This window comes from Arthrobacter sp. 05L417 (assembly GCF_056397865.1).
Window position 1 is genome coordinate 119,992 of the sequence record NZ_JBFTOG010000008.1, and the last position, 21,634, is coordinate 141,625.

Below are 21,634 nucleotides of genomic sequence, written 5' to 3' on the forward strand. Positions count from 1 at the left end.
GACCCGTCGACGATGACCAGTACCGCAGTCGCTCCGGAAGCCACAACCGTTGAAACCGTGCCCAGTTTCGTCCAGGGCGAGTGGTGGACCCCCAGCGCCGACGCCTCCGCGGGCGTGCCTGTCCGTGACGCCAGCACAGGCGAGATCCTCGCAACGGTCAACACCGACGGACTGGACCTTGCCGGCGTCGTGAACTACGGCCGCACGGTGGGCCAGCGCGAGCTCGGCAAGCTCACCTTCCACCAGCGCGCCCTCAAGCTCAAGGAACTGGCCCAGTACCTCAACGGCCGCCGCGAGGAGTTCTACACTTCCTCCTTCAAGACCGGCGCCACCAAGATCGACTCGATGGTGGACATCGACGGCGGCATCGGCGTGCTCTTCACCTTCGGTTCCAAGGGCCGCCGCGAATTGCCGAACTCGCAGGTTGTGGTGGACGGTCCCATGGAAGTCCTGTCCAGGGACGGTTCCTTCGCCGGCGAACATATCTACACCCGCATCCCGGGCATCGCGGCTCAGATCAACGCCTTCAACTTCCCCGTGTGGGGCATGCTCGAGAAGTTCGCGCCTGCATTCATCGCCGGTGTCCCCACCATCGTCAAGCCGGCCACCCCCACCGGTTACGTTGCCGCCGTCGTGGTCAAGGCAATCGTTGAGTCGGGCATTCTGCCGGAAGGCTCGCTGCAGCTCATCTCGGGATCCGCCCGCACCCTGCTGGACCACCTCGACTACCGCGACATTCTCGCCTTCACCGGCTCCGCCTCCACCGCCAACTCGCTGAAGTCCCACGTCAACGTGGTCCAGGGCGGCGTCCGCTTCACCTCCGAAACCGACTCGCTCAACGCCGCCATCCTCGGACCCGACGCCGTGCCCGGCACCCCTGAGTTCGACGCTTTCATTAAGTCGGTCGTCACCGAAATGACCGTCAAGGCCGGCCAGAAGTGCACCTCGATCCGCCGCACTATCGTGCCCCAGGCCCTGGTGTCCGACGTCGTCTCCGCCATCGGCGCGCGCGTGGACGAGCGGGTCGTGGTCGGCGACCCCCGCGCTGAGGGCGTCACGATGGGCGCCCTTGCGTCCCTCGAGCAGCTCGCCGACGTTCGCGCCGCGGTGCAGTCAATGCTCGACGCCGGTGGCGAGCTTGCGTACGGGACGCTCGATTCGCCGTCGGTCACCTCGCTCGACGGCACCGTTGGTGTCGTGGAGGGCGGCGCGTTCATGTCGCCGGTCGTCCTGAGCTGGGCTGACGTGGACTCTGAAGCTGTCCACTCACTCGAAGCGTTCGGTCCGGTGTCGTCCGTGATCGGGTATGCGGACCTTGACGACGCCGTCCGCCTTGCCGCCCGCGGTGGCGGCTCCCTGGTGGCCTCCGTCTGCACCAACGATCCTGCAGTTGCCCGCGAATTGGTGACCGGAATCGCGGCGCACCACGGCCGTGTCCTGATGCTCAACCGCGAGGACGCCCGCTCGTCAACCGGGCATGGTTCGCCCGTCCCGCACCTGGTTCACGGTGGGCCGGGCCGCGCCGGTGGTGGCGAGGAACTCGGTGGTATCCGTTCCGTCATGCACCACATGCAGCGTACCGCCATCCAGGGCTCGCCGAACATGCTCACTGCTGTGACCGGCGTTTGGCACACCGGCGCGGACCGCAACTTCACGGTGGAGACGGAAGGAACGCACCCGTTCCGGAAGTCGCTTGCTACCCTGCGGATCGGCGACGCCGTTCGCTCCGAACTGCGACAGGTCACCCTGGACGACATCACGGCCTTCGCCAACTCCACCGGCGACACCTTTTACGCCCACACCAACCAGGAAGCAGCCGAAGCCAACCCCTTCTTCCCGGGAATCGTGGCGCACGGGTACCTCCTGCTCAGCTGGGCCGCGGGGTTGTTCGTGGAGCCCGCCCCGGGCCCCGTCCTGGCCAACTACGGCCTGGAGAACCTGCGCTTCATCACTCCCGTGGCCGCGGGGGATTCGATCCGCGTCACGCTTACGGCCAAGAAGATCACCCCGCGCGAGACCGACGAATACGGCGAAGTAGCCTGGGACGCCGTGCTGACGAACCAGAACGACGAAATCGTAGCCACCTACGACGTCCTGACCCTCGTGGAAAAATAGCCTCCCCTACCGACGCTCGCTCACTTGTGTGGGTGTTTGGCCGGACGCTCGCTCACGCGGAACGCTCCCCATAACCGGGGAGCGTTCCGGACCGATGGTCGTTTTATTGCCCGGGGGCGCGGTATGTCGGGGTCTTCTTGGCAGCTTCGTCGAGATCCTCAACCGTCATGAGCGGCTTCAAATGCAGGCGCACAGCGCCTGTCGCATTGATCATGAGTGAGAGGGCGGCGGCGCTAGCCGCGTCCGGGATCTCGAAGACTCCGACGACGTCGGTCTCCCCGAAAGCGTAGTAGAAACTCTCGAGCGATCCGTCTACGGATTTGAGTGCATCGACCACAGCATCGCGGCGCTTGGTGCCACCCTCGCGCAACAGCCCCTTGATTCCGTCGCCTACGTAGTTTGCTTCGAATAGATATTTGGTCATTGTCTTCCCGTCCCGTGATGTCCAGGACTCGGGCCTCCTAAGGTGCTCCCATCACCCGTTGAGGGAAGGTCCCGGAGTTGTTCCCCTGCGAGGGGGCTGTGCACATAGTAGGCCGAGGCTGTCGCCCTGACAACGGTCTAGGCGGACGCTCGGCCAGAAGGTCTTTCCGATCCCGTCCGGCGTAAGATTTTTTGCGTAGGAGGTGGCGAAATGAACCTAGCACTCAGGACAGCCACAACCGTCTTGCCCGTCGATGACATAGCCCGAGCCCGCAGCTTTTACGCAGAGAAACTCGGCCTTCCTCATCGCGGCATGACGTGGGATGGGAATGATTTGTTTGGCATCGAAGGCGGCCCCATGCTGCAGTTGATGCCCATCAAGGACGGCATGCACTCATCGCACACCGCCCTTTCCTTTGAAGTCAGTGACATCGAGCGGACAGTCGACGAAATGGAGGCGAGCGGCGTCGAATTCCGGGACTATGACCTCCCCGATCTCAAGACCGAACACCACATTTGTACTACTGACGCCGATCGTTGCGCCTGGTTCATGGACACGGAAAACAACGTCCTCTGCGTCCATGAAAGCTTGGGTATCCAAGCCGAATACCAGCTCTGATTGGCTAAAAAGCACTCACAGCACCACGCAGAACGCTCGCTCACTTTTTATTGAGCGAGCGTTCTGTCATCTGGCCATATATGTGAGCGGGCGTTGGGGGAGGAACGGGGAGGAAGGAGGGGAAGGCGGAGCGAGCCCTACGCCGAGGCGTGGAGGCCGTCGAATGCCATGGTGATGACGTCGTCGGCCAGGCGCTGCGGGGAGAGCGAGCCGCCCGGTTTGTACCACTCCACGATCGAGTTGATGGTGCCGAACAGGAGCCGGGTCACGGTGCGGGGGTCGATGTCCTGGCGCAGGGTGCCTTCTTCGCGGGCGGCCGAGATCAGCTCAGCCACCTTGTGGTCGAATGCACGACGCCGTTCCAGGGCATCGCGCTCAATGTCGGTGTTGCCCCTGAGCCGCAGGAGCAGCGTGACGAACGGCAGCCGGTCCACGAGCACGGCGATGGTCTGCCGGAGGACAAATTCCAAGCGCGCATCCGCCGCCCCGGTAACAGCCTCGGGCTGTTCCAGGATGGCCTCGAGCCCACCCAGTGCATGCTCAAGGGCGAGCTTCAGGAGGTCACCCTTGGACGGCACGTGGTGGTAGATGGCCGACTTTGAGATCCCGAGGTTCTCGGCCAGAATGCCCATGGACGTGGCGTCGTAACCGTGGCGGTTGAAGACGTCGACGGCGATGAGCAGCACTGATTGCTGGTCGTATCCGGGGCGTCCCCGCTTGGTTGCTGTTTCACTAGGCATGCTGGCCATTTTCTCATGAACGGTCGGTTGATTCGTGCACGCACCCGGCCACGTTACCTCTTGGGTCGCATGTCGTAGACGCGGCGTAGTTTGCCGTTGGAGCGCTCAAGCGAACCCGGCTCCACAACGTCCACCACGCACGAAGAACCCACGTGGATCTTGATCTGCTCGCGCAAGGCGTGTGCCGCCGTCGTGCCCGCCTCGACCGAAACGTTCTCGCGGCGCTCAATCTTGACCGTCAGCGAATCCATCCGCTTGCCCTCGGGGCGGGTGAGCTCAAGCTGGAAGTGCGGGCTGAGCTCGGGGATGCGCAGGGCGATTTCCTCGATCTGCGACGGGAAGAGGTTCACGCCGCGCAGGATGATCATGTCGTCGCTGCGGCCGGTGATGCGGCCCATACGGCGGTGCGCGGGGCGGGCGGTGCCGGGCAGCAGGCGCGTGAGGTCCTTGGTGCGGTACCGGATGATCGGCAGCGCTTCCTTGGTGAGCGAGGTGAAGACGAGTTCGCCCGGCTCGCCGTCGGCCAAGACGGCGCTTACTCCGCGGGAGGGATCGAACGGATCGATGATCTCGGGGCGGAAGTGGTCTTCCCAGATGTGGCAGCCGTCCTGGGTCTCCACGGCCTCGCCAGCGACGCCAGGGCCCATGACTTCGGAGAGCCCGTAGATGTCGCAGGCCTTGATGTTCATGGTGGTTTCGAGCTCGTGGCGCATTTCCTCGGTCCACGGTTCGGCTCCGAGCACGGCGTACTTGAGCGAGGTCGACGCCGGATCCACACCCATGTGCGTCATCGCGTCGGCGATCGTGAGCAGGTAGGTGGGGGTTGCCAGGATGGCGTCCGGCTTGAAGTCCTGGATCAGCTGGATCTGGCGTTCGGTCTGGCCGCCGGACATCGGGATGACGGTGCAGCCGAGCGCTTCGGCACCCGCGTGCGCACCCAGGCCGCCCGTGAACAGGCCGTAGCCGTAGGCGTTGTGGACCTTCATGCCCGGGCGGACACCGGAGGCGCGGAGCGAGCGGGCCACGAGGGTGGCCCAGTTGGCGAGGTCGTTTTTGGTGTACCCGACGACGGTGGGCCGGCCCGTGGTGCCGGAGCTCGCGTGGATGCGGGCTACTTCGTCCTGCGGCACGGCGAACATTCCGAAGGGGTATTCCTGGCGGAGGTCTTCCTTGGTGGTGTACGGGAACTTGCCGAGATCGGACAGTTCGCGGAGATCGGAAGGGTGGACGCCGGCGTCGTCGAACTTGCGTTTGTACAGCGGCACGCGATCGTAGGCGTAGGCCACGGTGTGCTGGAGGCGGCTGAGCTGCAGGGCCTCGAGCTCGTCGCGGGAGATGGTTTCTTCGCGATCTAGCTGTGCGGTGTTAAGCGGTGCGTCAGGAGCGGCGACGGTGTTCTGTGTCATGGTGTTCCTACTTCTTGGAGATGGTGCGGCTGCGGCCACGGAACTCGGCGATGAGCTCGCCGTAGCTGCCCGGATCCTTGGTCGACACGGACGCGGTGAGTTCCGTGGGGTCGGCCGCGAAGATCTGGATGTCGTACAGGCCGCTGCGGCCGTTGTTGGCGCGACGGATTGCGACGGCGGTGATCACCTGGCCTTGATAGGCCGGCTTGAGGAAGTTGATGTCGACGCCGGCGGCGACAGTTATGGTGTCAGCTTCCGACGGCGACAGGACGGCCGGGTTGCACGCGAGGGCAAACGCTGAATCCGCGAAGGCGAAGATCATTCCGCCGTGGGCCATCCCGAAGCCGTTGAGCATTTCCTGGCGAAGAGTCATCTGGACCGTGGCGTGGCCGTCGTCGATCTTGAGCACCTTGAGGCCCATCCACTCCGAGGCGGGGTCGTTCTTGAGGATCTGGTGCTGCGCTGCGCCAGAAAGGGTGGTCTCAACCATGCGTCATTGCCTCCAGCTTTATTTACCGAATGTTCATTAGGTAATCCCAGTTTGCTTGAACTGTCAAGAGGTGACCGCTCGGCGGGACGGTTCCGGACCCCCGTAGTAGCCTCGAGGCATGCCCCTTATCGAACTGCCCATCCGGACTCCGAGGCTTGTGCTTCGCCGATTCGAGGCCACCGACCTGGAGCGATTCCATGCCTACCAGTCATTGCCCGAGACTGCCCGATTCCTGCTCCGGCAGGAATTGACCCTCACGCAGTCCATGGAGGCGCTGGGCCGATACGCCAACTTCACCTTCGAGCAAGAGGGCGACTGGGTGTGCCTCGCCATCGAGCGCGCGGACTCGCCCGGGCTGCTTGGCGAAGTTGTGCTCAAGTGGCTGCCGGGCACGGGGCAAGCGGAGATTGGCTGGATCCTGGCTCCGGAAAGCCGAGGCCAAGGTTACGCCGCCGAGGCGGCGGAGGCCGTGCTCCGCCTGGGTTTCGAAACCCTCATGTTCCACCGGATCGATGCCAAGCTGGATGCCCTGAACACCTCATCGTCGGGATTGTGCGAGCGGCTTGGGATGCGCCGCGAAGCCGAGCTCGTGGACAACTGGCACTACAAGGGCCAATGGTCCACGGAAGTCATCTACGCCATGCTCGACTCCGAGTGGCGCGCCCGGAAATAGCGCCCCGGATTCCAGGCGAATTTCAGAGGGTGCGGAGAGTCTCCGCGAGCCGCGCGGCGTAGGCCTCGGCACGCCGCACCGACGACTCGGAGTAAGCCCCTGCGACGTCCAACAGATTGAGGCAGCCGAGGAATCGGCCGTTGTGGACGACCACCGCGTTGATAGCTGCGCTGAGGTTGAGGGCGCCAAGGACATCCTGGTGTTCGAACGCATCCGAATCGATGGCTCCCTGGTCCGAAGCGAGGAATGATTCCTGGGTTACGACGCAGCGCTTGAGCCAGTCTTCACCCAGTTCGCTTGAAATCCCGCCCACCCGGTAGAGCTCCGGCATGGTGGAAAACACCCGGACCAGGTCCCTGGTCCCAGGACGCCAGAGGGAGATGGTTGTCAGCATTGCCCCTACGTCCGCCGTGGCGGAGGCGGCGATGTCGGCGAGCCTGGCGGACGCGCCTGCAGAGAGGGGAATCTCGACGTATTCCTCCTCGAATTGGGGGATAGTCATGGTGCGGGCTCCAGTTCTTTCTCGGGTGCGATGGACGCTGTTGCCCGGGAGAGCAAGATGACGCCGGCCAATGCGGCCGCCCCTCCGAGGAGGGACGCGACACTGGGGACTTCACCCAGCAAAATCCACCCGAGCAACAGGGACAGCACTGGCACGACATACAGGAGAGAACCGCCCTCTGCCACGCTGGTCCGCGACAGCGAGACGTTCCAGAAACCGTAGGCCACCACCGTGCAGATCACCACGAGCACGGCCAGCGCCAGCCAAACAGTCCATGTGAACTCCGCCGGAGCCACTGCGAATCGAGCCGTCGGCAGCGTGGCCACACCACCGATGAGGGATCCCCAGAAGACCACTTCGAGCGGAGGGACGCGTGACAGCAGGGGCTGTTGGACGATGAGGAATGCCGACAGGAGAAGGGCGGCTGCCACGATGTACAAGGCGTCTCCGTTGAAGCCGACGGCCACGGAATCGCCCAGCGTAATGACTACGACGCCTGCCACGGCAAGCAGCATCCCCCAGTAGCCCAGGCTGGACGTTCTCTCCCGCAGCATGAGATGGCCGAGGACGAACGCGAAAACGGGCGAGATATTCAGCAGGAGGCTCGTTGTTCCGGCCGGGACGGTCGTCTGCCCCAGGTTCAGGAGCAGGCCGAAGCCTGCATATCCGAGCAATCCCGCGACCAGCATCCTCGGAATGTCACCACCCCGCAGCGTGAGCCGCTGCCGCCGGACCAGTAGCACCAAGCCGAGCACGACGGCGGCACCCAAGTAGCGCAGCGGCGTCAGGTCTTGCGGGTCCACCACTTTCAGGGCCTCGCGGGTAGCCACGTATGTGGGCGCGGAAGATAGCACCATCAGCACATCTGGTCTTCGGTACCATCCGGTCACAATTGGGGCCTTCCCGATGAAATGGCCCATTGTTTCAGGCCGGTTAAATTATTCGGAGAACTATTGCTCTCCCAGACGATTTATTCGTACAGTACATGAATTAGATCGTTCGCGGAAGAAATAAAGATAAGGATTCGGCACCATGGATTCACGGATCGAAGCACCAACAGGGTGGCTGTCCCGGCGCACCCTTCTCGCCGGTTCAGCCCTGTTGCTGGCCCCCGCGGTCCTCGCAGCCTGCGGGGTCAGCCCGTCGTCGTCGACCACGGGTGCCGCGACCGGCGCTGCTCGCCAGGGCGGGACGTTGCGCATCGCCCGGCCGCCGGCGTCGAAGGCTGAAACCTTGGACCCTGCCAGTTCCTTGTCCGCTTATGAATACCTGGGCGCCCTTTACAACCGCTTGGTCAAGCTTTCGGCCAAGGGTGAGCTCGTTCCGGACCTGGCCGAGTCGTGGACACTGTCCGCAGACGCGATGAGCTGGACTTTTGTACTGCGCAAGGGTGTGACTTGGCACGATGGGAAGCCGTTCACTGCCCAGGACGTCATTTTCTCGATTCAGCACATCCTGGATCCGGCCACCAAGTCTCCGCAGGCCGGGGTGCTGTCCCCCTTTGTCGACGGCAACTCCATCAAGGCCCCCGATGCCACAACCGTGGTTTTTGCCCTGAAGTCTCCGAACGCCGAATTCGCCAGCTTGCTGACCGGTTACAACTGCTACATCATCCCGGCCGGTTCCGCAGCCACCATCGGTGCCAGCGGCATCGGCACCGGTCCGTTCAAACTGAAGAGTTTCACGGCGGCAGGGCCCGGTTCCATCGTGCGTAATCCCAACTACTTCGGCGACAAACCAGCATTGGACGGGATTGAGTTCTCCTCCATCGCGGACACCCAGGCCCGGGTGAACGCCTTGCTGGCAGGGCAGGTTGATCTCGTGGCCCAGACCAACCTCGACTTCGCCACCGCCAAGACGGTTTCGGCCTCTTCCATAGCAACGGTCACCAGTGTGAAGAACGCCCAGTGGTATCCGGTACCCATGCTCAACACGAGCCCGGAGTTCAAAGACCCGGATATCCGCCGCGCATTCGCGCATGCGTATAACCCGGACGAAGTATTCAAACTGGCGGTGCAGGGCAATGGAACCGTTGCCCACAACAACCCCGTGCCACCCACCGAGGCCTACTACCTCGACTATGGCTTGGGCTACGACCCGGATAAGTCGAAGTCCCTGCTGAAGGCAAAGGGCTTTGACCACTTCGATGTGCCCATCTACACCTCAAGCTACGATCCCGTGCTGTCCCCACTTGCGCTTGCCCTGCAGAGTTCAATGAAGGCCGCCAACATCAACTTGGCCGTGACCAACTCTCCCGCGGATTCCTACTTCACCGACGTCTGGATGAAGAAGCCCTTGATGACCACCTACTGGTACACGGGCCGCCCCATCGACCAGTTGCTGAACCAGATCTTCCGTACCGGGTCTTCCTACAACGAGACGGCATACTCGAATGCCACGTTCGACCAGACTTTGGACGCTGCCCGCGCCACAGTGGACGCGGCCAAGCGGAAGACGCTCTACCAGGATGCGCAGAAGATCCTGATCGACGACGGCGGCTCCCTGACTCCCTTCTTCTCCGACCGGATCACGGGGCTGAGCAAGAAGGTAGTCAATTACAGCGAGCACGGCTTCGAATTCGACTACATCAACATCGGGCTGCGTGCATAATGGTCACGTTTTTCGCCAAGCGGTTGGGCTGGTCCGTCTTCACGGTGCTGCTGGCAACGGTACTGGTTTTCAGTGCCATCCAGTCTCTGCCGGGAGACGCGGCCACCCAGCTGCTGGGCCAGAACGCCACGCCGTCGGCGGTGGCCACTATGCGCCAACAACTCGGGCTGGATGAGCCGCCTGTCTCGCGTTTCTTCACTTGGCTCGGCAAGGCGTTGCACGGCGACTTTGGCAACTCCCTCGTAGGCGGTGGCAGCGTCGCTGGAGAGGTGGGCTCCGCTTTGGTGAACACGTCCCTGCTGGCCGGCATCACCATCGTGATCGGCATCCTGCTCTCCCTTGTGCTGGGCCTCGTTGCCGGACTGACCCGCGACCGGTGGCCGGACATCTCGATTTCCACGCTGGCGCTCGTGGGGATGAGCGTTCCGGAGTTTGTGGTGGCCACCATGCTGGTGCTCCTCTTCTCCATCTACATCCCGATTTTCCCGGCAGTGGTGATTGCAGGTCAGAATGCCTCCCTCGCGGATCTTCTACCCTCTGTCTGGCTACCTGCCGGGGCGCTGATTTGCGTTCTTGCGGCCTACATCATCCGGATGATGCGCACCTCGGTGATCGACGTGATGGACAGCGAATTTGTCCGCACAGCGATCTTGAAAGGCAACTCGACTTCCCGGGTGGTCTTCAAGCACCTGCTGCCCAGCGCCATGTTGCCCACCCTGAACGTGATCGCCATGAACATAGCCTGGCTGATCGGCGGTGTGGTGGTTGTGGAAAGCATTTTCAACTATCCGGGGATCGGCACCCTGATGATCAGATCTGTCCAGACACGTGACCTTCCCACCATCTTGCTGATCACGGTGATGAGCGCGTTGACATATGTGGTGTGCAACCTGCTGGCGGACTTTGCAGCGTTCCTGCTGAATCCTCGGCTGCGATACCCCAGGAGCAGCAAATGAAAGGGAGCAGCAAATGAGCGCAATGACGACGACGGCCCCGGCACCCACCGGCCCGGCACCCAAGGCCCCGAGCAGCCTTGGACGGGCGGTCCGGTCCATCCTGAAGTCCCGGGCGGCCACTTTCGGGTTTGCCCTGGTGATAGTGAATATCGTGGTGGCGGTCCTGGCCCCGGTGCTGACTTCCTATGATCCGATCGCTACGGACGCGATGAGCGCCCTGCAAGAGAGCTCCGGCGCTCACTTGCTAGGAACGGATGCACTCGGCCGGGATACCCTCACGCGAACCTTGTTTGGTGGACAGTACGCATTGGCCATCAGTTTCACTGCCACCGGACTCACGGTCTTGCTCGGATCCGTCATCGCGGGCATCGCAGCGTACCGTGGCGGCATTGTCGATGACATCATCACCAGGGTGTTGGATTCGGTGCTGGCAGTACCGGCAATCCTGTCCATGTTGGTGGTGGTGACCATCTTCGGTACGGGGCCTTGGGTGATCATTTTGGCCGTTGTGGTGGTCTATACGGGCGGGGTGACCCGCATTGTTCGGGCCGCCGCAATGGACGTGATGCCCAAGGACTTCATCACCGCCGCCAAGGCGCGCGGCGAGGGGATGTTCCCCATCCTCTTCCGGGAAGTCTTCCCCAATGTCTTGGACATCATCTTGGTGGAATTCGCCATGAGGGCCTCCTGGGTGGTGCTGCTTATCAGCTCGCTGTCCTTCCTGGGCTTCGGCGCTAGCCCGCCGACGCCGGACTGGGGCCTCATGGTGGCCGAGAACCGGAACCTGATGGCTGTTGTGCCAATGGCCACGTTGTCGCCCATCGCGGCACTCGCGTCCTTGATTGTTGGACTCAACCTTGCGGCCGATGGGCTTGCGAAGAGCTTCGGCATCGACCGAATGAAGGAGGTGCTGGGCTAGTGACAATTGATGCAGCCGACACCACATATGAAGCAACCGTGGTCAACCGGACGGACATTGTCCGGATCGAGAACCTCAGCGTTTCCTACCGCTCGGGAAACCGCCAAGTTGACGTCCTCAAGGACGTGACCTTGCAGCTGCGGCGCGGTCACGTTCTGGGCCTGGTGGGGGAGTCGGGTTCCGGGAAATCCACGCTGGCCGGTGCCTTGCTGGGCTCCCTGCGGAGCACGTCCTTCGTGTCCAACGGGTCCGTGCACGTGGCGGGCCAGGACGTCTTTGCCCTTGCCCCGCGGGAGCTGCGCCGCCTTCGCACGGCTGAGGTTGCGATGGTCCCGCAGAATGCCGGAAACGCGCTGACTCCCACCATGAAGATCGGAGAGCAGATCGCTGAAGTCCTTCACCACCTCAAGGGAAACAAGGCCGCCCAGCGGGCCCGCGCCGAGGAGCTGCTCCGGCTGGTCAGGCTCCCCAACCCTGGGCCGGCGCTGGACAGGTACCCGCACCAATTTTCCGGCGGACAACAACAGCGCATCGGGATTGCCATGGCGCTCGCCGCCAACCCGTCCCTCCTGGTCCTTGATGAACCGACTACTGGACTGGATGTGGTCACGCAGGCCGCCATCCTTGACCTTCTTACGGAGCTACAGAAGACCCTGGGCATGTCAATGGTAATGGTCAGCCATGACTTGGGCGTCATTGACAAGATGTGCACGGACATTGCCCTGCTCCGCAAAGGTGCGGTGGTTGAATCCGGCCTGACTCGAAGTGTCCTCGCACAGCCGCAACATGCTTACACGCGGGGCCTGATCGACAGCGTGCCGCGGATCGACACTCCCGGCATCCCTCCTGGAATGGATCAATCAGCCATCGACGACGGGACCGTGCGGGAAGGCGCCGTCGAGTTGTATATCCGGACTCCGCCCAGGGAGGCCAAGCCCGTGCTGAGCGTCCGGAACCTGACAATCGACTACCGCAAGAAGCCAGTTCCCGGCACGGGTCCCACGGTGCAGGATGTCAGTTTTGAGGTTAATGCCGGCGAGATTGTGGCGCTCGTGGGCGAATCCGGTTCCGGAAAGTCCACCATCGCCAACGCCATTGCGGGTTTGCAGAAGAGCGAAGGGGGACGGATGTCCCTCGCCGGGTCCGGGGACGAGCCTGCAAACGGCCCGGCGGGTAGCGGCAATCTGGCCGGGACCGTGTCCAGCCGCCCCAAGAGTCTCCGCCAAGCAGTGCAGTTGATCTTCCAAAATGCCGACACTTCGCTCAATCCAAGGCATTCCGTCCGGACGGCTATCGCGCGGCCCTTGAAGCTTTTCGGCGTCAAAGGATCCACCGTGGAGCGGGCGTTGGAAGAAGTGGAGCTCCCGGCCAGCTTCGCGCAGCGGCTGCCGGGCCAGCTCTCGGGTGGCCAACGCCAGCGAGTCGGCATCGCCCGGGCCATCGCCGCCGGCCCGTCCCTCGTGCTGGCGGACGAAGTTGTGTCAGCGCTTGACGTCTCGGTGCAATCTTCCATCCTGCGACTGATGGACACCCTGAGCCGGGACAAGGAAACCGGCTTCCTCTTCATCACCCATGATCTCGCCGTCGTCCGGTCAGTAGCGGACCGCGTTGTGGTTCTGTACCTCGGACGCATCGTCGAGGACGGCACAGTGGAGGAGATCTTCTCCAACACGTCCCATCCATACACCCGGCTCCTGCTGGACTCGGTGATCGAACTCGGCGACGACCATGAGGCCAAGGCACAAGGAGTCCGGGACGAAATCCCTGACGCCCCGCCCGAGCTCGGATGCCCCTTTGCCAGCCGGTGTCCGATTGTCCGCGACGTTTGCCGCACGGTCCTCCCGCCCACCATCCAGGTTTCGGACACGCACCATATCAAATGCCACGCCGACGTGGCAGACCTCCGCCAGGCACCCGCTGCCCTCTAGCGCTGCACGCGCCCTAGAAAGGAAACGCCCGTGAAGATCCGCACGGACTTCCCCCACTCCGTCACCGTCATGGAACACGTCCTCATTCCGATGAGCGACGGCGTCCGGCTGGCTGCCACAATCTGGCTTCCCGAAGACGCGGCCTCACGGCCGGTGCCTGCACTGTTGGAGTACCTGCCCTATCGACGCGGGGACTGGACTGCGCCGCGTGACGCGCAGCGCCACCCGTGGTACGCGGGCCACGCGTACGCCTCGGTCCGGGTGGACATGCGCGGCTGCGGAGATTCCGAAGGCGTCATGCTTGACGAATACCACCCTCAGGAACAAGCAGACGGCGTTGAGGTCATCGAGTGGCTGGCCGCACAGCCTTGGTGTACCGGCAAAGTGGGAATGTTCGGAATCTCCTGGGGCGGATTCAATGCCTTGCAGCTCGCGGCGGAGCAGCCGGAGGCGCTTAAAGCCATTGTCACAGTCTGCTCCACGGACGACCGCTATGCCGACGACGTGCACTATTTCGGCGGCGCGATGCTGGGCATCGACATGACTTCCTGGGCTGGAACCATGCTGGCGTTCCAGTGCCGCCCGCCTGCGCCCTGGCGGGTTGGCGACGCTTGGGAAACCATGTGGAAGGAACGCCTGGAAGCCCTCCAGCCTTTCTCCGAAATCTGGATGGACCACCAAGAACGCGATGACTACTGGCGTCACGGTTCGGTCTGCGAAGACTATTCCAAAATCACCGCTGCCGTTTTGGCCGTCGGAGGCTGGGCTGATCCCTACCGCAATACCGTTTTTCGGCTGCTGGAGCATCTTGACGCGCCCGTGCAAGGGCTGATCGGCCCATGGTCGCACCAGTATCCGGACATCCAGCGCACGCCCGGTCCCACCATTGGCTTCCTGCAGGAGACCTTGCGTTGGTGGGACTACTGGCTCAAAGGCATCGAAACGGAGGTCATGGCCGAACCCCCGCTGCGCGCCTATCACCAGGAATCCGTGCGGCCGGCCACCCATTACCCGGAGCGGGCGGGCACCTGGGTGGGACTGGACGGCTGGCCGTCCGTCGACGTCGGGCACCGGCGCTTCAAGCTAAGTTCAGATTTGCGCAGCCTGGCAACGGACGCCGCCGGGATGGCCGTCGTCGACACACCGCAACACAACGGCGTGGACGCCGCCCGGTGGTTCCCCTTCGGGAACCTGTCCGATCTGCCGCCGGACCAGCGCGCCGAGGATGGGCGCTCGCTGGTGTTCGAGACTCCGGTCCTCGAAGAGGACATCAACCTGTTTGGCTACGCCCGTCTGAAGCTGCGGATCAGCAGCAGCACGCCCCGGGCCAATGTCATTGCCCGGCTCTGCGATGTGGGACCGGATGGATCGTCCACCCTGATCACCCGCGGGGCCATCAACCTGGCGAGGCGAAACGGGATGGACAAGGCGGAGGAGCTCGTTCCGGGTCAATTCGTGGAAGCCGAGATCGAGTTCACCTCCATGTCGTGGCAGATTCCGGCCGGGCACAGGCTCCGGCTCGCTTTGGCCACGACGTACTGGCCCTGGATCTGGCCGCACGGCGAACAGGGGTCTGTGACCGTTGATTCGGAGCAGAGCGTACTGACACTCGATGACCTCGATCCTGCCGCCATTGGAAGGCGCGACATCGCGTTCGAGGAAGCTGAGCAAGCCCCGGGTTTGGACATCAGGCCCGGACCTGTGCTGGCCTCCCGCCCCGAACGTGAGGTCAGGTACGAGCCGCAATCGGAGTCCTGGACCTTGACCGTGGACCCGAACTACGGCGGCAACCGGATCTACCCGGACGGCCTGAACTTTGGCGAAGAAGCCCTCGAACGGTATTCGATATCGGGAAACGATCCCCTGACGGCGCGGGCTGAGTCCATGTGGAACGTCTCCCTGCAGCGCGAGGATTGGGGAGTTAGGATCGAGACCCACGCTACGGTCACCGCCAGCAAGGACCACTATGTACTGCACAACGAAGTCAAGACGTTCAAGGACGAGCAACTATTCTTTGAAAAGACTTTTGAGAAGCGCATCAGTCGGACATCGGCCTGAGCAGGGGAGACGAGGACGAGCGACATGACAACTACCGCCAAGGACCACGAAGAGCGGCCCCGCGCCAAGACCGTCGGCGAACGGCAGCGGCATCCTACTGAAGTGCGGCGTCAGCTGGTGGTTGACGCCGCACGGGACCTGATCGCGGACAAGGGGTTGTTCAATGTCCTTATCCGCGACATTTCAAAAGCCTGCGGAGTGTCACCCGGGACCATCACCTACCATTTCAAGAGTCTCGACGAAGTCCTCATGGAAGTAGTCAAGGCAGAAACCGCGGACTTCTACGTTCCGCTCCAGGAGAGCGCCAGAGGGTCCGGCGACCCCACCCGGGAACTGCTGTATTTCCTGGAGGGAATGTTCGGTTCCGACGCGAACTCCCGCCGGCACTGGCTGATCTGGTTCGATTTCTGGTCCGCAGCGGCCAGGGACGAAGCCTACGGACGCTGGATGAGCGAACACTACGACGGCTGGCGCAGCGCCCTGCGTGAGATTACCGAGCGTGGCGTCAGCGAGGGATCCTTCGTCTGCGACGATCCCCGGAGTTTCGCCATTGAAACGGCCGCCATGGTGGATGGCCTCGCCGTCCAGTGCTATGCACGGGGTTCATCCCTGCCGGTGGAAACATCCCGGAGCCTGCTCATCGCGTTCGTGAGGCGCGAGCTCCAGATCAGCTAAGCGGGACTTACGCTGAAATGCGCGAGGATAGCAGGCACTGCTGGTGTTAAGGTGGGCTGAGCATAAGAGATGGGGATCTTGACGTGGGCGCATCGGGCGTGGCTGTAGTAATTGAGGATGACGATGACATTCGTGAGGTGGTCCATGCCGTCCTCGAAGCATCGGGCCTGGAGGTTTACGCTGCCGGAAACGGTCTTGATGGCGTAGATGCGGTCCGCCTTCACAACCCGGACGTGATTACCTTGGACCTCGGTTTGCCCGACATTGACGGGATCGAGGTCACCCGCCGCGTCCGGGAGTTCAGTGACGCCTACATCATCATGCTTACCGCCCGCGCGCGCGAGGTGGACACTCTGCAAGGGCTGGCAGTCGGCGCTGATGACTTCGTCACCAAGCCCTTCCGCGCCCGGGAGCTCCTGGCCCGGGTTGAGACGCTCCTTCGACGGCCGCGCGGCAGCAAGCTTTTGAGCGGTTCCGGAGGGAGCCCGACGGCGGAGCTGCCGCCGGCTCCGCCGTCGAACGCGCCAGCCGCACCCACCCCCGTGCTTCCGGAGGCCGAGCCATCTGGGCTGGAGCACAACGGCCTTTACCTGGACGTGGCCACGCGGACTACCCGGGTGGGCACCGAAGAGGTGCAGTTGACCCGCACCGAGTTCGATCTTCTTCAGGCCCTCATGGAGGCCGGACGCGTTGTCCGGAGCACCACGGGCCTTGCCCGCTGGCTCCATGCCAGGGAGTACGAAACCGGAGGCTATGTCAGCGAGTCCGAGGAGCGCGCGATCCAGGTACACATCGCCAATCTGCGGCGGAAGCTCGGCGATTCGGCGCAGTCGCCACGCTGGGTGGAAACCGTCCGTGGTGTTGGATACCGGCTAGCTGCAAAGACTTCCGAAAACTGATCGAATCTTAAGGGAACCTTTAACGAGGCTCTTTACGCTGGGAAAGTCAACTTCGGATTTTTACGGCTCAAAGGAGCACTGCATGAAAAAATTCGCCGCAACACTTCTCATGACGGGGCTGCTCGCTATTGGCGGATTTGTCACTCCCGCCAACGCCGCCCCGAAGCACGACACCACGAGCACCACAGTAACGACGGTTACCACCGTCCCTGTTGTGAGCGACCCGGTCCACTACGCGCAGATCGGTTGGTGGCCCAACTAGCTCGCATTAGATGCCGTTTAGACGTCTCATAACGGCATCTACTGCCAGGTACTTGGGTGGACCACAAAGAAATGCCAAACACCGCCCCGGGCAACCGTCTCGGGGCGGTGTTCTTTTGGGCGTGGCGCAAGAAGGTCACGACGGCGCCGTCCGGCCGGCGTCGGGCCCCTTAGTTCTCCGTATCCAGCGGGAGCTGGACTGAAACCGTGGTTCCCACGCCGAGGGCGGACTCGACGTCGAGGCGGCCGGAATGGCGTTCCACAATGTCGTGGGCTATCGCCAGGCCAAGCCCGCTCCCGGGGATGGCCGCTGTGGAGGCGTTTGAGGCGCGGAAGAACCGCGTGAACACTTGGTCGATTTCCGTTTCGGGGATCCCGACGCCGGTGTCCTCCACGCGCACCACCACGCTGGGAACCGCGCCTGGGTCCGAGGTGACCCCGCTGCTGACGGCGACGTGGCCGCCGTCGGGCGTGAACTTGATCGCGTTGCTGATGATGTTGGCGAAGACCTGCTCGAGCTTGGCCTCGTCAGCCTGGACCGTCACGGTTCCTGGGGCATGCATCACGGTAAGGGACAGTGAACGGGAGTCGGCGAGCGGCTGCAACGTCGAGACAACAAGCCTGAGCAGGGTGCCCACATTCACGCGGCTCAATTGGAGGTCGCCGGACGTGTCCTGGTGCGAGACGGTGAGCATATCTTCGATCAGCCGTCGGAGGCGCTCGGCATTTCGTGAAATGACGTCGACCATCCGCCCGACACCCGCGGGAAGAGGTCCACCAGCGCCGGCGCGGATCATGTCCAGATAGGCCGTGATGGACGTCAGGGGAGTTCGAAGTTCGTGGTTCACAGTAGTGAGGAAATCGGTCTTGGCCTGGTCGAGTTCCTGGAGCTTGTACATGACTTGCTGTTGCGCGCCGATCAGGTGGCTCTGCATCAGGCCGTACGCCAGGTTTCCCGAGACGTGCTGAATCAGGCCTATTTCGGCGCGGGTCCATTCCTGAGCGGTGTCCGGGCGGGCGATCCAGATGACCCCCAGAACCAGATCACCCTCGCCTACCGGCACCACAACAGAAGCCGACGGCGCACCCGCGCCACCCAGCGCACCCGCGCCACCCGCGCCAGCGGAGCCACCCGAGGGAGCCCGTTTCGGCAGCGGCTGCACCTCCGCTTCTGCCCACAACCGTTCCGCCAGCTCGAACGTCGCGATGTTGTCGGTGAGTTCGCGTGGAAGGACTCCCGGTACCAGTCCCGGAGCGTTCCATTCGGCGCTCACTTGCGGCACGCGCGTGTCCTGGAACGTGGTGAACCAGACGTGTTCCGCACCCAGGGCCTCGCCGATTCCATCCACCAGATGCCGGGCGATCCGGCCCGGATCAATGGTGGACCGGATCGCCGCGGACACCTTCCGCAGGCTCTCCCTCAGCGACTCTGCTTCCGAACGGCGGCGCGTTCGTTCGGCGGCGCGGGCTATCAGGACCAGTGCCCTGGATGCCCGAAAGGACGGAGCTTGGCCCTTGTATATGAAATCCGCAATGGCCCAGGCTTCCAAGGCAGCAACATCCAGCTCGTCCTCGGGATCCAGCATGAGCAGAACCGGGCCGACGTTCCTGGGCAGGAACTCGCGGAGGTCGTTGTCTACCACCAGCACGTCGCTCGGTTCGCTTTCCAGCGCGGCCGCAAGCGAACCGGCGTCGGGCGCTGAACGAACCAGAAACCCCGCCGCGGCGAGCGCTGCAACCGTCTCGGCGAGACGGGCAGGGTCAGGGTCGGCTACCAAAGCACGGTTTGGCACCGGTGCGTCGTGAGTCAAGCTGCGCTCCTACTGTCCGGTTCGGCCCCCCTTTGGAGAGCCTACTATCGAGAACGTTACTTGAGCCCCGCCCCGGGCAGTAGTTCGACGGCGCCGAGCGAGTCCGCGACGAAGGCATAGTCCCAAGCGCGCTCGCGCCACTGCACGTATCGTCCGGAAGCTCCGCCGTGTCCGCCCTCCATCTCGATCTTCATCACGATCGGCGCCGTGCCGGTGGTCTCGGAACGTAGCACCTGGACCCACTTGGCTGGCTCCACGTAGAACACGCGGGTGTCGTTGAAGGAGGTCACTGCGGCGATCCGCGGGTACGAAACGGCTCGGATGTTCTCGTACGGAGTGTAGGACTTCATGTACTCGTACACCTCGGGATCCGTGATGGGGTTGCCCCATTCTTCCCACTCGAGGGCGGAGAGCGGCAACTCCGGGTCCAGGATAGTGTTGAGCGCGTCCACGAACGGCACGGCTGCCACGATCGCCGCGTACTTTTCCGGCGCAAGGTTGGCCACGGCGCCCATCAGCAGGCCGCCCGCGGAGCCACCCATGGCCGCGATCCGCTCCGGCGCCACCCAGCCGGACTGTGAAAGCCAGTCCGTTGCTGCGATGAAGTCCGTGAAGGTGTTTTTCTTGTTGAGCTTCTTTCCGTCGTCGTACCAGCGCCGGCCGAGCTCGCCGCCGCCGCGGATGTGCGCGATCACCATGACGATTCCGCGGTCCAAGAGGGACAAACGCGCAACGCCGAAGCCGGGATCCATGCTGACCTCATAGGAGCCATAACCATAGACCAGGCCCGCAGCGGTTGAGTCTTGCTTAAGGGAGGCATGCCGCAGCACGGACAGTGGAACGCGTGTGCCGTCCGCCGCCGTCGCCCATTCCCGGGTGGCCACGTAGTCGGATGCGGTGTACCCGCCCAGCACCGGGCTTTCCTTCCGCAGCAGCAGTTCGCCGTTCGGCAGCGCATCGGTCGGGAGCACGAAGTCGTACACCCGCGACGGCGTGAAGAAGGACGTGTATCCGATGCGGATCACCGGGGCTTCGTAGTCCGAACCCGCCACCCCGGCGGTGTACAGCTCCTCGTCGAAGGCAGGCTCAACAGCGGCGCCCTGCGCGGCGGTTCCCAGTCCGGCGAGGGGCAGCACCTGCACCCGTTCGATCGTGTCCTGCCGTACCGCCACCACCAGATGCGTCGAGGTGACGCCGGCACCGTTGACGCGAACGGCGTCGGAATGCTCGACGACGGTGCGCCAGTGCTGCTCGGCCAGCGGCTTGGCGAACTCGGCCGGGTCCGCGATGGACACCATCGAGTTGATGGCATCCTTGTTATGGGTCAGGAGGATGGTCTCGGCTTTTTGTCCATCGGCGCCATCGAGGAGGAACGGCTCGGCCTCGTACAGGATGCGTTCGTCGCGGGAGATCACAGTGGACAGGCCGGCGTCGTAGTCGTCAAAGCGCAGCAGGCGCGTCTCGCTGAACTCCGAGCAGCCGATGCTCAGCACGAGGTACCTCCGGTCGGAGGAGAGCTCGAATCCGAGCCACATGGCGACGTCGTCCTCTTGATAGATGACCTCATCCTCGCTGACGGGCGTGCCCAAGACATGCGACTTGACCTGATACGGGCGCCAGGAATCGTCCACCACGGTGTAGAAGATCCGGGTGCCGTCGGGCGAGAAGGCCACGCCGTAGAAGATGTTCTCGATGACGTCGGGCAGCAGCTCACCCGTGCGCAGGTCCTTGATGCGGAGCGTGAAGCGTTCCTCGCCGGAATTGTCCACGGCATAGGCGTAGAGATTGCCGTCCAGCGTTACGGCCGTGCCGCCAACGGAGAAGAACGGCTTGCCTTCCGCTTCGGCGTTGCCGTCCAACAGGACTTCTTCACCTTGGAGTTCGACGCCGGGTTCCACCGCCGGCGGCGTCCAGTCGGCCACGGGATCGCCGGAGTTCGCGGCCCGGACGCGGCAGTGGATGCCGTACTCCTTGCCCTCAACGGAGCGGGTGTAGTACCACCAGCCGTCCTTGCGGCTGGGGACCGAGAGGTCGGTCTCCTGGGTACGTCCCTTGATTTCCTGGAAGATGGCCTCGCGCAGCGGTTCCTGGTGCGCGGTGACGGCTTCCTGATAGGCATTTTCAGCCTTCAAGTGCTCAACGACCTCGGAGGACTCCTTGTCCCGCAGCCATTCGTAGTTGTCCACGAAGACATCGCCGTGGTGCTCGCGGGTGGTGGGCACCTTCTTGGCGACTGGGGGTGTTGGGCCTTCGGCGTGGGACGGCTGGGCGGAACCGGAAGTCTGGGTCATGCTCTCAATATATAGAGGCTGTACAACATCGGCGCCCGCGTTCGCTGCGGGGGTAGCGATGCGGGCTTAGGGACGGGCTTAGGTGGGTTCTTAGGTGCAGGTGAATTGTCCGGTCTTGGGTGTGCCGGTCCAGGTGTTGCTGGTGCCGGGGACGGGGTATTGGTTTTGGACGGTCCAGTTCCAGGTTCCGAGGTGGGGGACGATTTTCGCGGTGTAGGTTCCGCCGCCGCTTTGGTTGCTGGTGCCGGTGAAGACGAC

At 63.4% G+C, this 21,634-nt stretch carries 19 protein-coding genes; 11 read left to right on the plus strand and 8 right to left on the minus strand.

Annotated elements, in window-relative coordinates; genetic code table 11:
- Positions 1 to 12: 12 nt before the first annotated feature.
- Positions 13 to 2,115, plus strand: coding sequence for a phenylacetic acid degradation bifunctional protein PaaZ (gene paaZ / locus AC1DJW_RS09215; RefSeq protein ID WP_284753770.1), 2,103 nt, complete (start codon positions 13 to 15; stop codon positions 2,113 to 2,115).
- 103 nt (positions 2,116 to 2,218) lie between these two features.
- On the opposite strand, the gene AC1DJW_RS09220 is transcribed toward paaZ, so the two are convergent.
- Positions 2,219 to 2,539 carry a GYD domain-containing protein gene (locus tag AC1DJW_RS09220; protein ID WP_284753769.1) on the minus strand — a complete coding sequence of 107 codons (321 nt, stop codon included), beginning with the start codon at positions 2,537 to 2,539 and terminating at the stop codon, positions 2,219 to 2,221.
- Positions 2,540 to 2,749: 210 nt separating this feature from the next.
- Between AC1DJW_RS09220 and AC1DJW_RS09225 the strand changes: the two genes are divergently transcribed.
- A complete protein-coding gene (locus AC1DJW_RS09225; protein WP_284753768.1) occupies positions 2,750 to 3,157 on the plus strand; it encodes a VOC family protein in 408 nt (135 codons plus the stop codon).
- Between the two features lie 137 nt (positions 3,158 to 3,294).
- Here AC1DJW_RS09225 and AC1DJW_RS09230 read toward each other — a convergent pair whose 3' ends face one another.
- From AC1DJW_RS09230 to AC1DJW_RS09240, 3 genes are read right to left on the minus strand one after another with little or no spacing between them, the layout of a single operon-like run.
- Positions 3,295 to 3,897 (minus strand): TetR/AcrR family transcriptional regulator, encoded by a 603-nt coding sequence (locus AC1DJW_RS09230; protein ID WP_284756008.1) that lies wholly within the window; start codon positions 3,895 to 3,897, stop codon positions 3,295 to 3,297.
- 53 nt (positions 3,898 to 3,950) lie between these two features.
- Positions 3,951 to 5,303, minus strand: coding sequence for a phenylacetate--CoA ligase PaaK (gene paaK / locus AC1DJW_RS09235; RefSeq protein ID WP_459342125.1), 1,353 nt, complete (start codon positions 5,301 to 5,303; stop codon positions 3,951 to 3,953).
- A gap of 7 nt (positions 5,304 to 5,310) precedes the next feature.
- Positions 5,311 to 5,793 (minus strand): hotdog fold thioesterase, encoded by a 483-nt coding sequence (locus AC1DJW_RS09240; RefSeq protein ID WP_284756004.1) that lies wholly within the window; start codon positions 5,791 to 5,793, stop codon positions 5,311 to 5,313.
- 118 nt (positions 5,794 to 5,911) lie between these two features.
- On the opposite strand from AC1DJW_RS09240, the gene AC1DJW_RS09245 reads away from it, so the two are divergent.
- Positions 5,912 to 6,466 carry a GNAT family N-acetyltransferase gene (locus AC1DJW_RS09245; protein WP_234748811.1) on the plus strand — a complete coding sequence of 185 codons (555 nt, stop codon included), beginning with the start codon at positions 5,912 to 5,914 and terminating at the stop codon, positions 6,464 to 6,466.
- Positions 6,467 to 6,488: 22 nt separating this feature from the next.
- Here the strand turns inward: AC1DJW_RS09245 and AC1DJW_RS09250 are convergent, their stop codons facing one another.
- Together AC1DJW_RS09250 and AC1DJW_RS09255 are read right to left on the minus strand one after the other, a co-directional pair.
- Positions 6,489 to 6,968, minus strand: coding sequence for a hypothetical protein (locus AC1DJW_RS09250; RefSeq protein WP_476901190.1), 480 nt, complete (start codon positions 6,966 to 6,968; stop codon positions 6,489 to 6,491).
- Complete coding sequence (locus AC1DJW_RS09255; RefSeq protein WP_284755999.1) at positions 6,965 to 7,825, minus strand: DMT family transporter; 861 nt, start codon at positions 7,823 to 7,825, stop codon at positions 6,965 to 6,967. Before AC1DJW_RS09255 ends, AC1DJW_RS09250 begins: the two co-directional genes overlap by 4 nt.
- Positions 7,826 to 8,000: 175 nt before the next feature.
- Between AC1DJW_RS09255 and AC1DJW_RS09260 the strand changes: the two genes are divergently transcribed.
- The 8 genes from AC1DJW_RS09260 (at position 8,001) to AC1DJW_RS09295 (ending at position 17,275) form a co-directional block, all read left to right on the plus strand.
- Positions 8,001 to 9,578 carry an ABC transporter substrate-binding protein gene (locus AC1DJW_RS09260; RefSeq protein ID WP_390278081.1) on the plus strand — a complete coding sequence of 526 codons (1,578 nt, stop codon included), beginning with the start codon at positions 8,001 to 8,003 and terminating at the stop codon, positions 9,576 to 9,578.
- The gene (locus tag AC1DJW_RS09265; protein WP_476901191.1) at positions 9,578 to 10,534 is read left to right on the plus strand and encodes an ABC transporter permease; all 957 of its coding nucleotides are present in this window, start codon (positions 9,578 to 9,580) and stop codon (positions 10,532 to 10,534) included. Before AC1DJW_RS09260 ends, AC1DJW_RS09265 begins: the two co-directional genes overlap by 1 nt.
- A 13-nt stretch (positions 10,535 to 10,547) precedes the next feature.
- A complete protein-coding gene (locus AC1DJW_RS09270) occupies positions 10,548 to 11,453 on the plus strand; it encodes an ABC transporter permease (RefSeq protein ID WP_476901192.1) in 906 nt (301 codons plus the stop codon).
- Positions 11,453 to 13,381, plus strand: a complete 1,929-nt coding sequence (locus AC1DJW_RS09275; protein WP_476901193.1) for an ABC transporter ATP-binding protein — start codon at positions 11,453 to 11,455, stop codon at positions 13,379 to 13,381. Before AC1DJW_RS09270 ends, AC1DJW_RS09275 begins: the two co-directional genes overlap by 1 nt.
- A 30-nt stretch (positions 13,382 to 13,411) precedes the next feature.
- Entirely contained in the window at positions 13,412 to 15,439 is a 2,028-nt protein-coding gene (locus tag AC1DJW_RS09280) for a CocE/NonD family hydrolase (RefSeq protein ID WP_476901194.1), read from the plus strand.
- Positions 15,440 to 15,463: 24 nt separating this feature from the next.
- Entirely contained in the window at positions 15,464 to 16,114 is a 651-nt protein-coding gene (locus tag AC1DJW_RS09285; RefSeq protein WP_284755988.1) for a TetR/AcrR family transcriptional regulator, read from the plus strand.
- Between the two features lie 98 nt (positions 16,115 to 16,212).
- Positions 16,213 to 17,013 (plus strand): response regulator transcription factor, encoded by an 801-nt coding sequence (locus AC1DJW_RS09290; protein ID WP_284755986.1) that lies wholly within the window; start codon positions 16,213 to 16,215, stop codon positions 17,011 to 17,013.
- Positions 17,014 to 17,095: 82 nt separating this feature from the next.
- Positions 17,096 to 17,275: a hypothetical protein gene (locus tag AC1DJW_RS09295; RefSeq protein ID WP_284755984.1), complete on the plus strand. Its 180-nt coding sequence runs from the start codon at positions 17,096 to 17,098 to the stop codon at positions 17,273 to 17,275.
- 169 nt (positions 17,276 to 17,444) lie between these two features.
- Here the strand turns inward: AC1DJW_RS09295 and AC1DJW_RS09300 are convergent, their stop codons facing one another.
- Positions 17,445 to 19,085, minus strand: a complete 1,641-nt coding sequence (locus AC1DJW_RS09300; protein ID WP_476901195.1) for a sensor histidine kinase — start codon at positions 19,083 to 19,085, stop codon at positions 17,445 to 17,447.
- A gap of 56 nt (positions 19,086 to 19,141) precedes the next feature.
- A complete protein-coding gene (locus AC1DJW_RS09305; RefSeq protein ID WP_476901196.1) occupies positions 19,142 to 21,376 on the minus strand; it encodes a S9 family peptidase in 2,235 nt (744 codons plus the stop codon).
- Positions 21,377 to 21,634 lie beyond the last annotated feature (258 nt).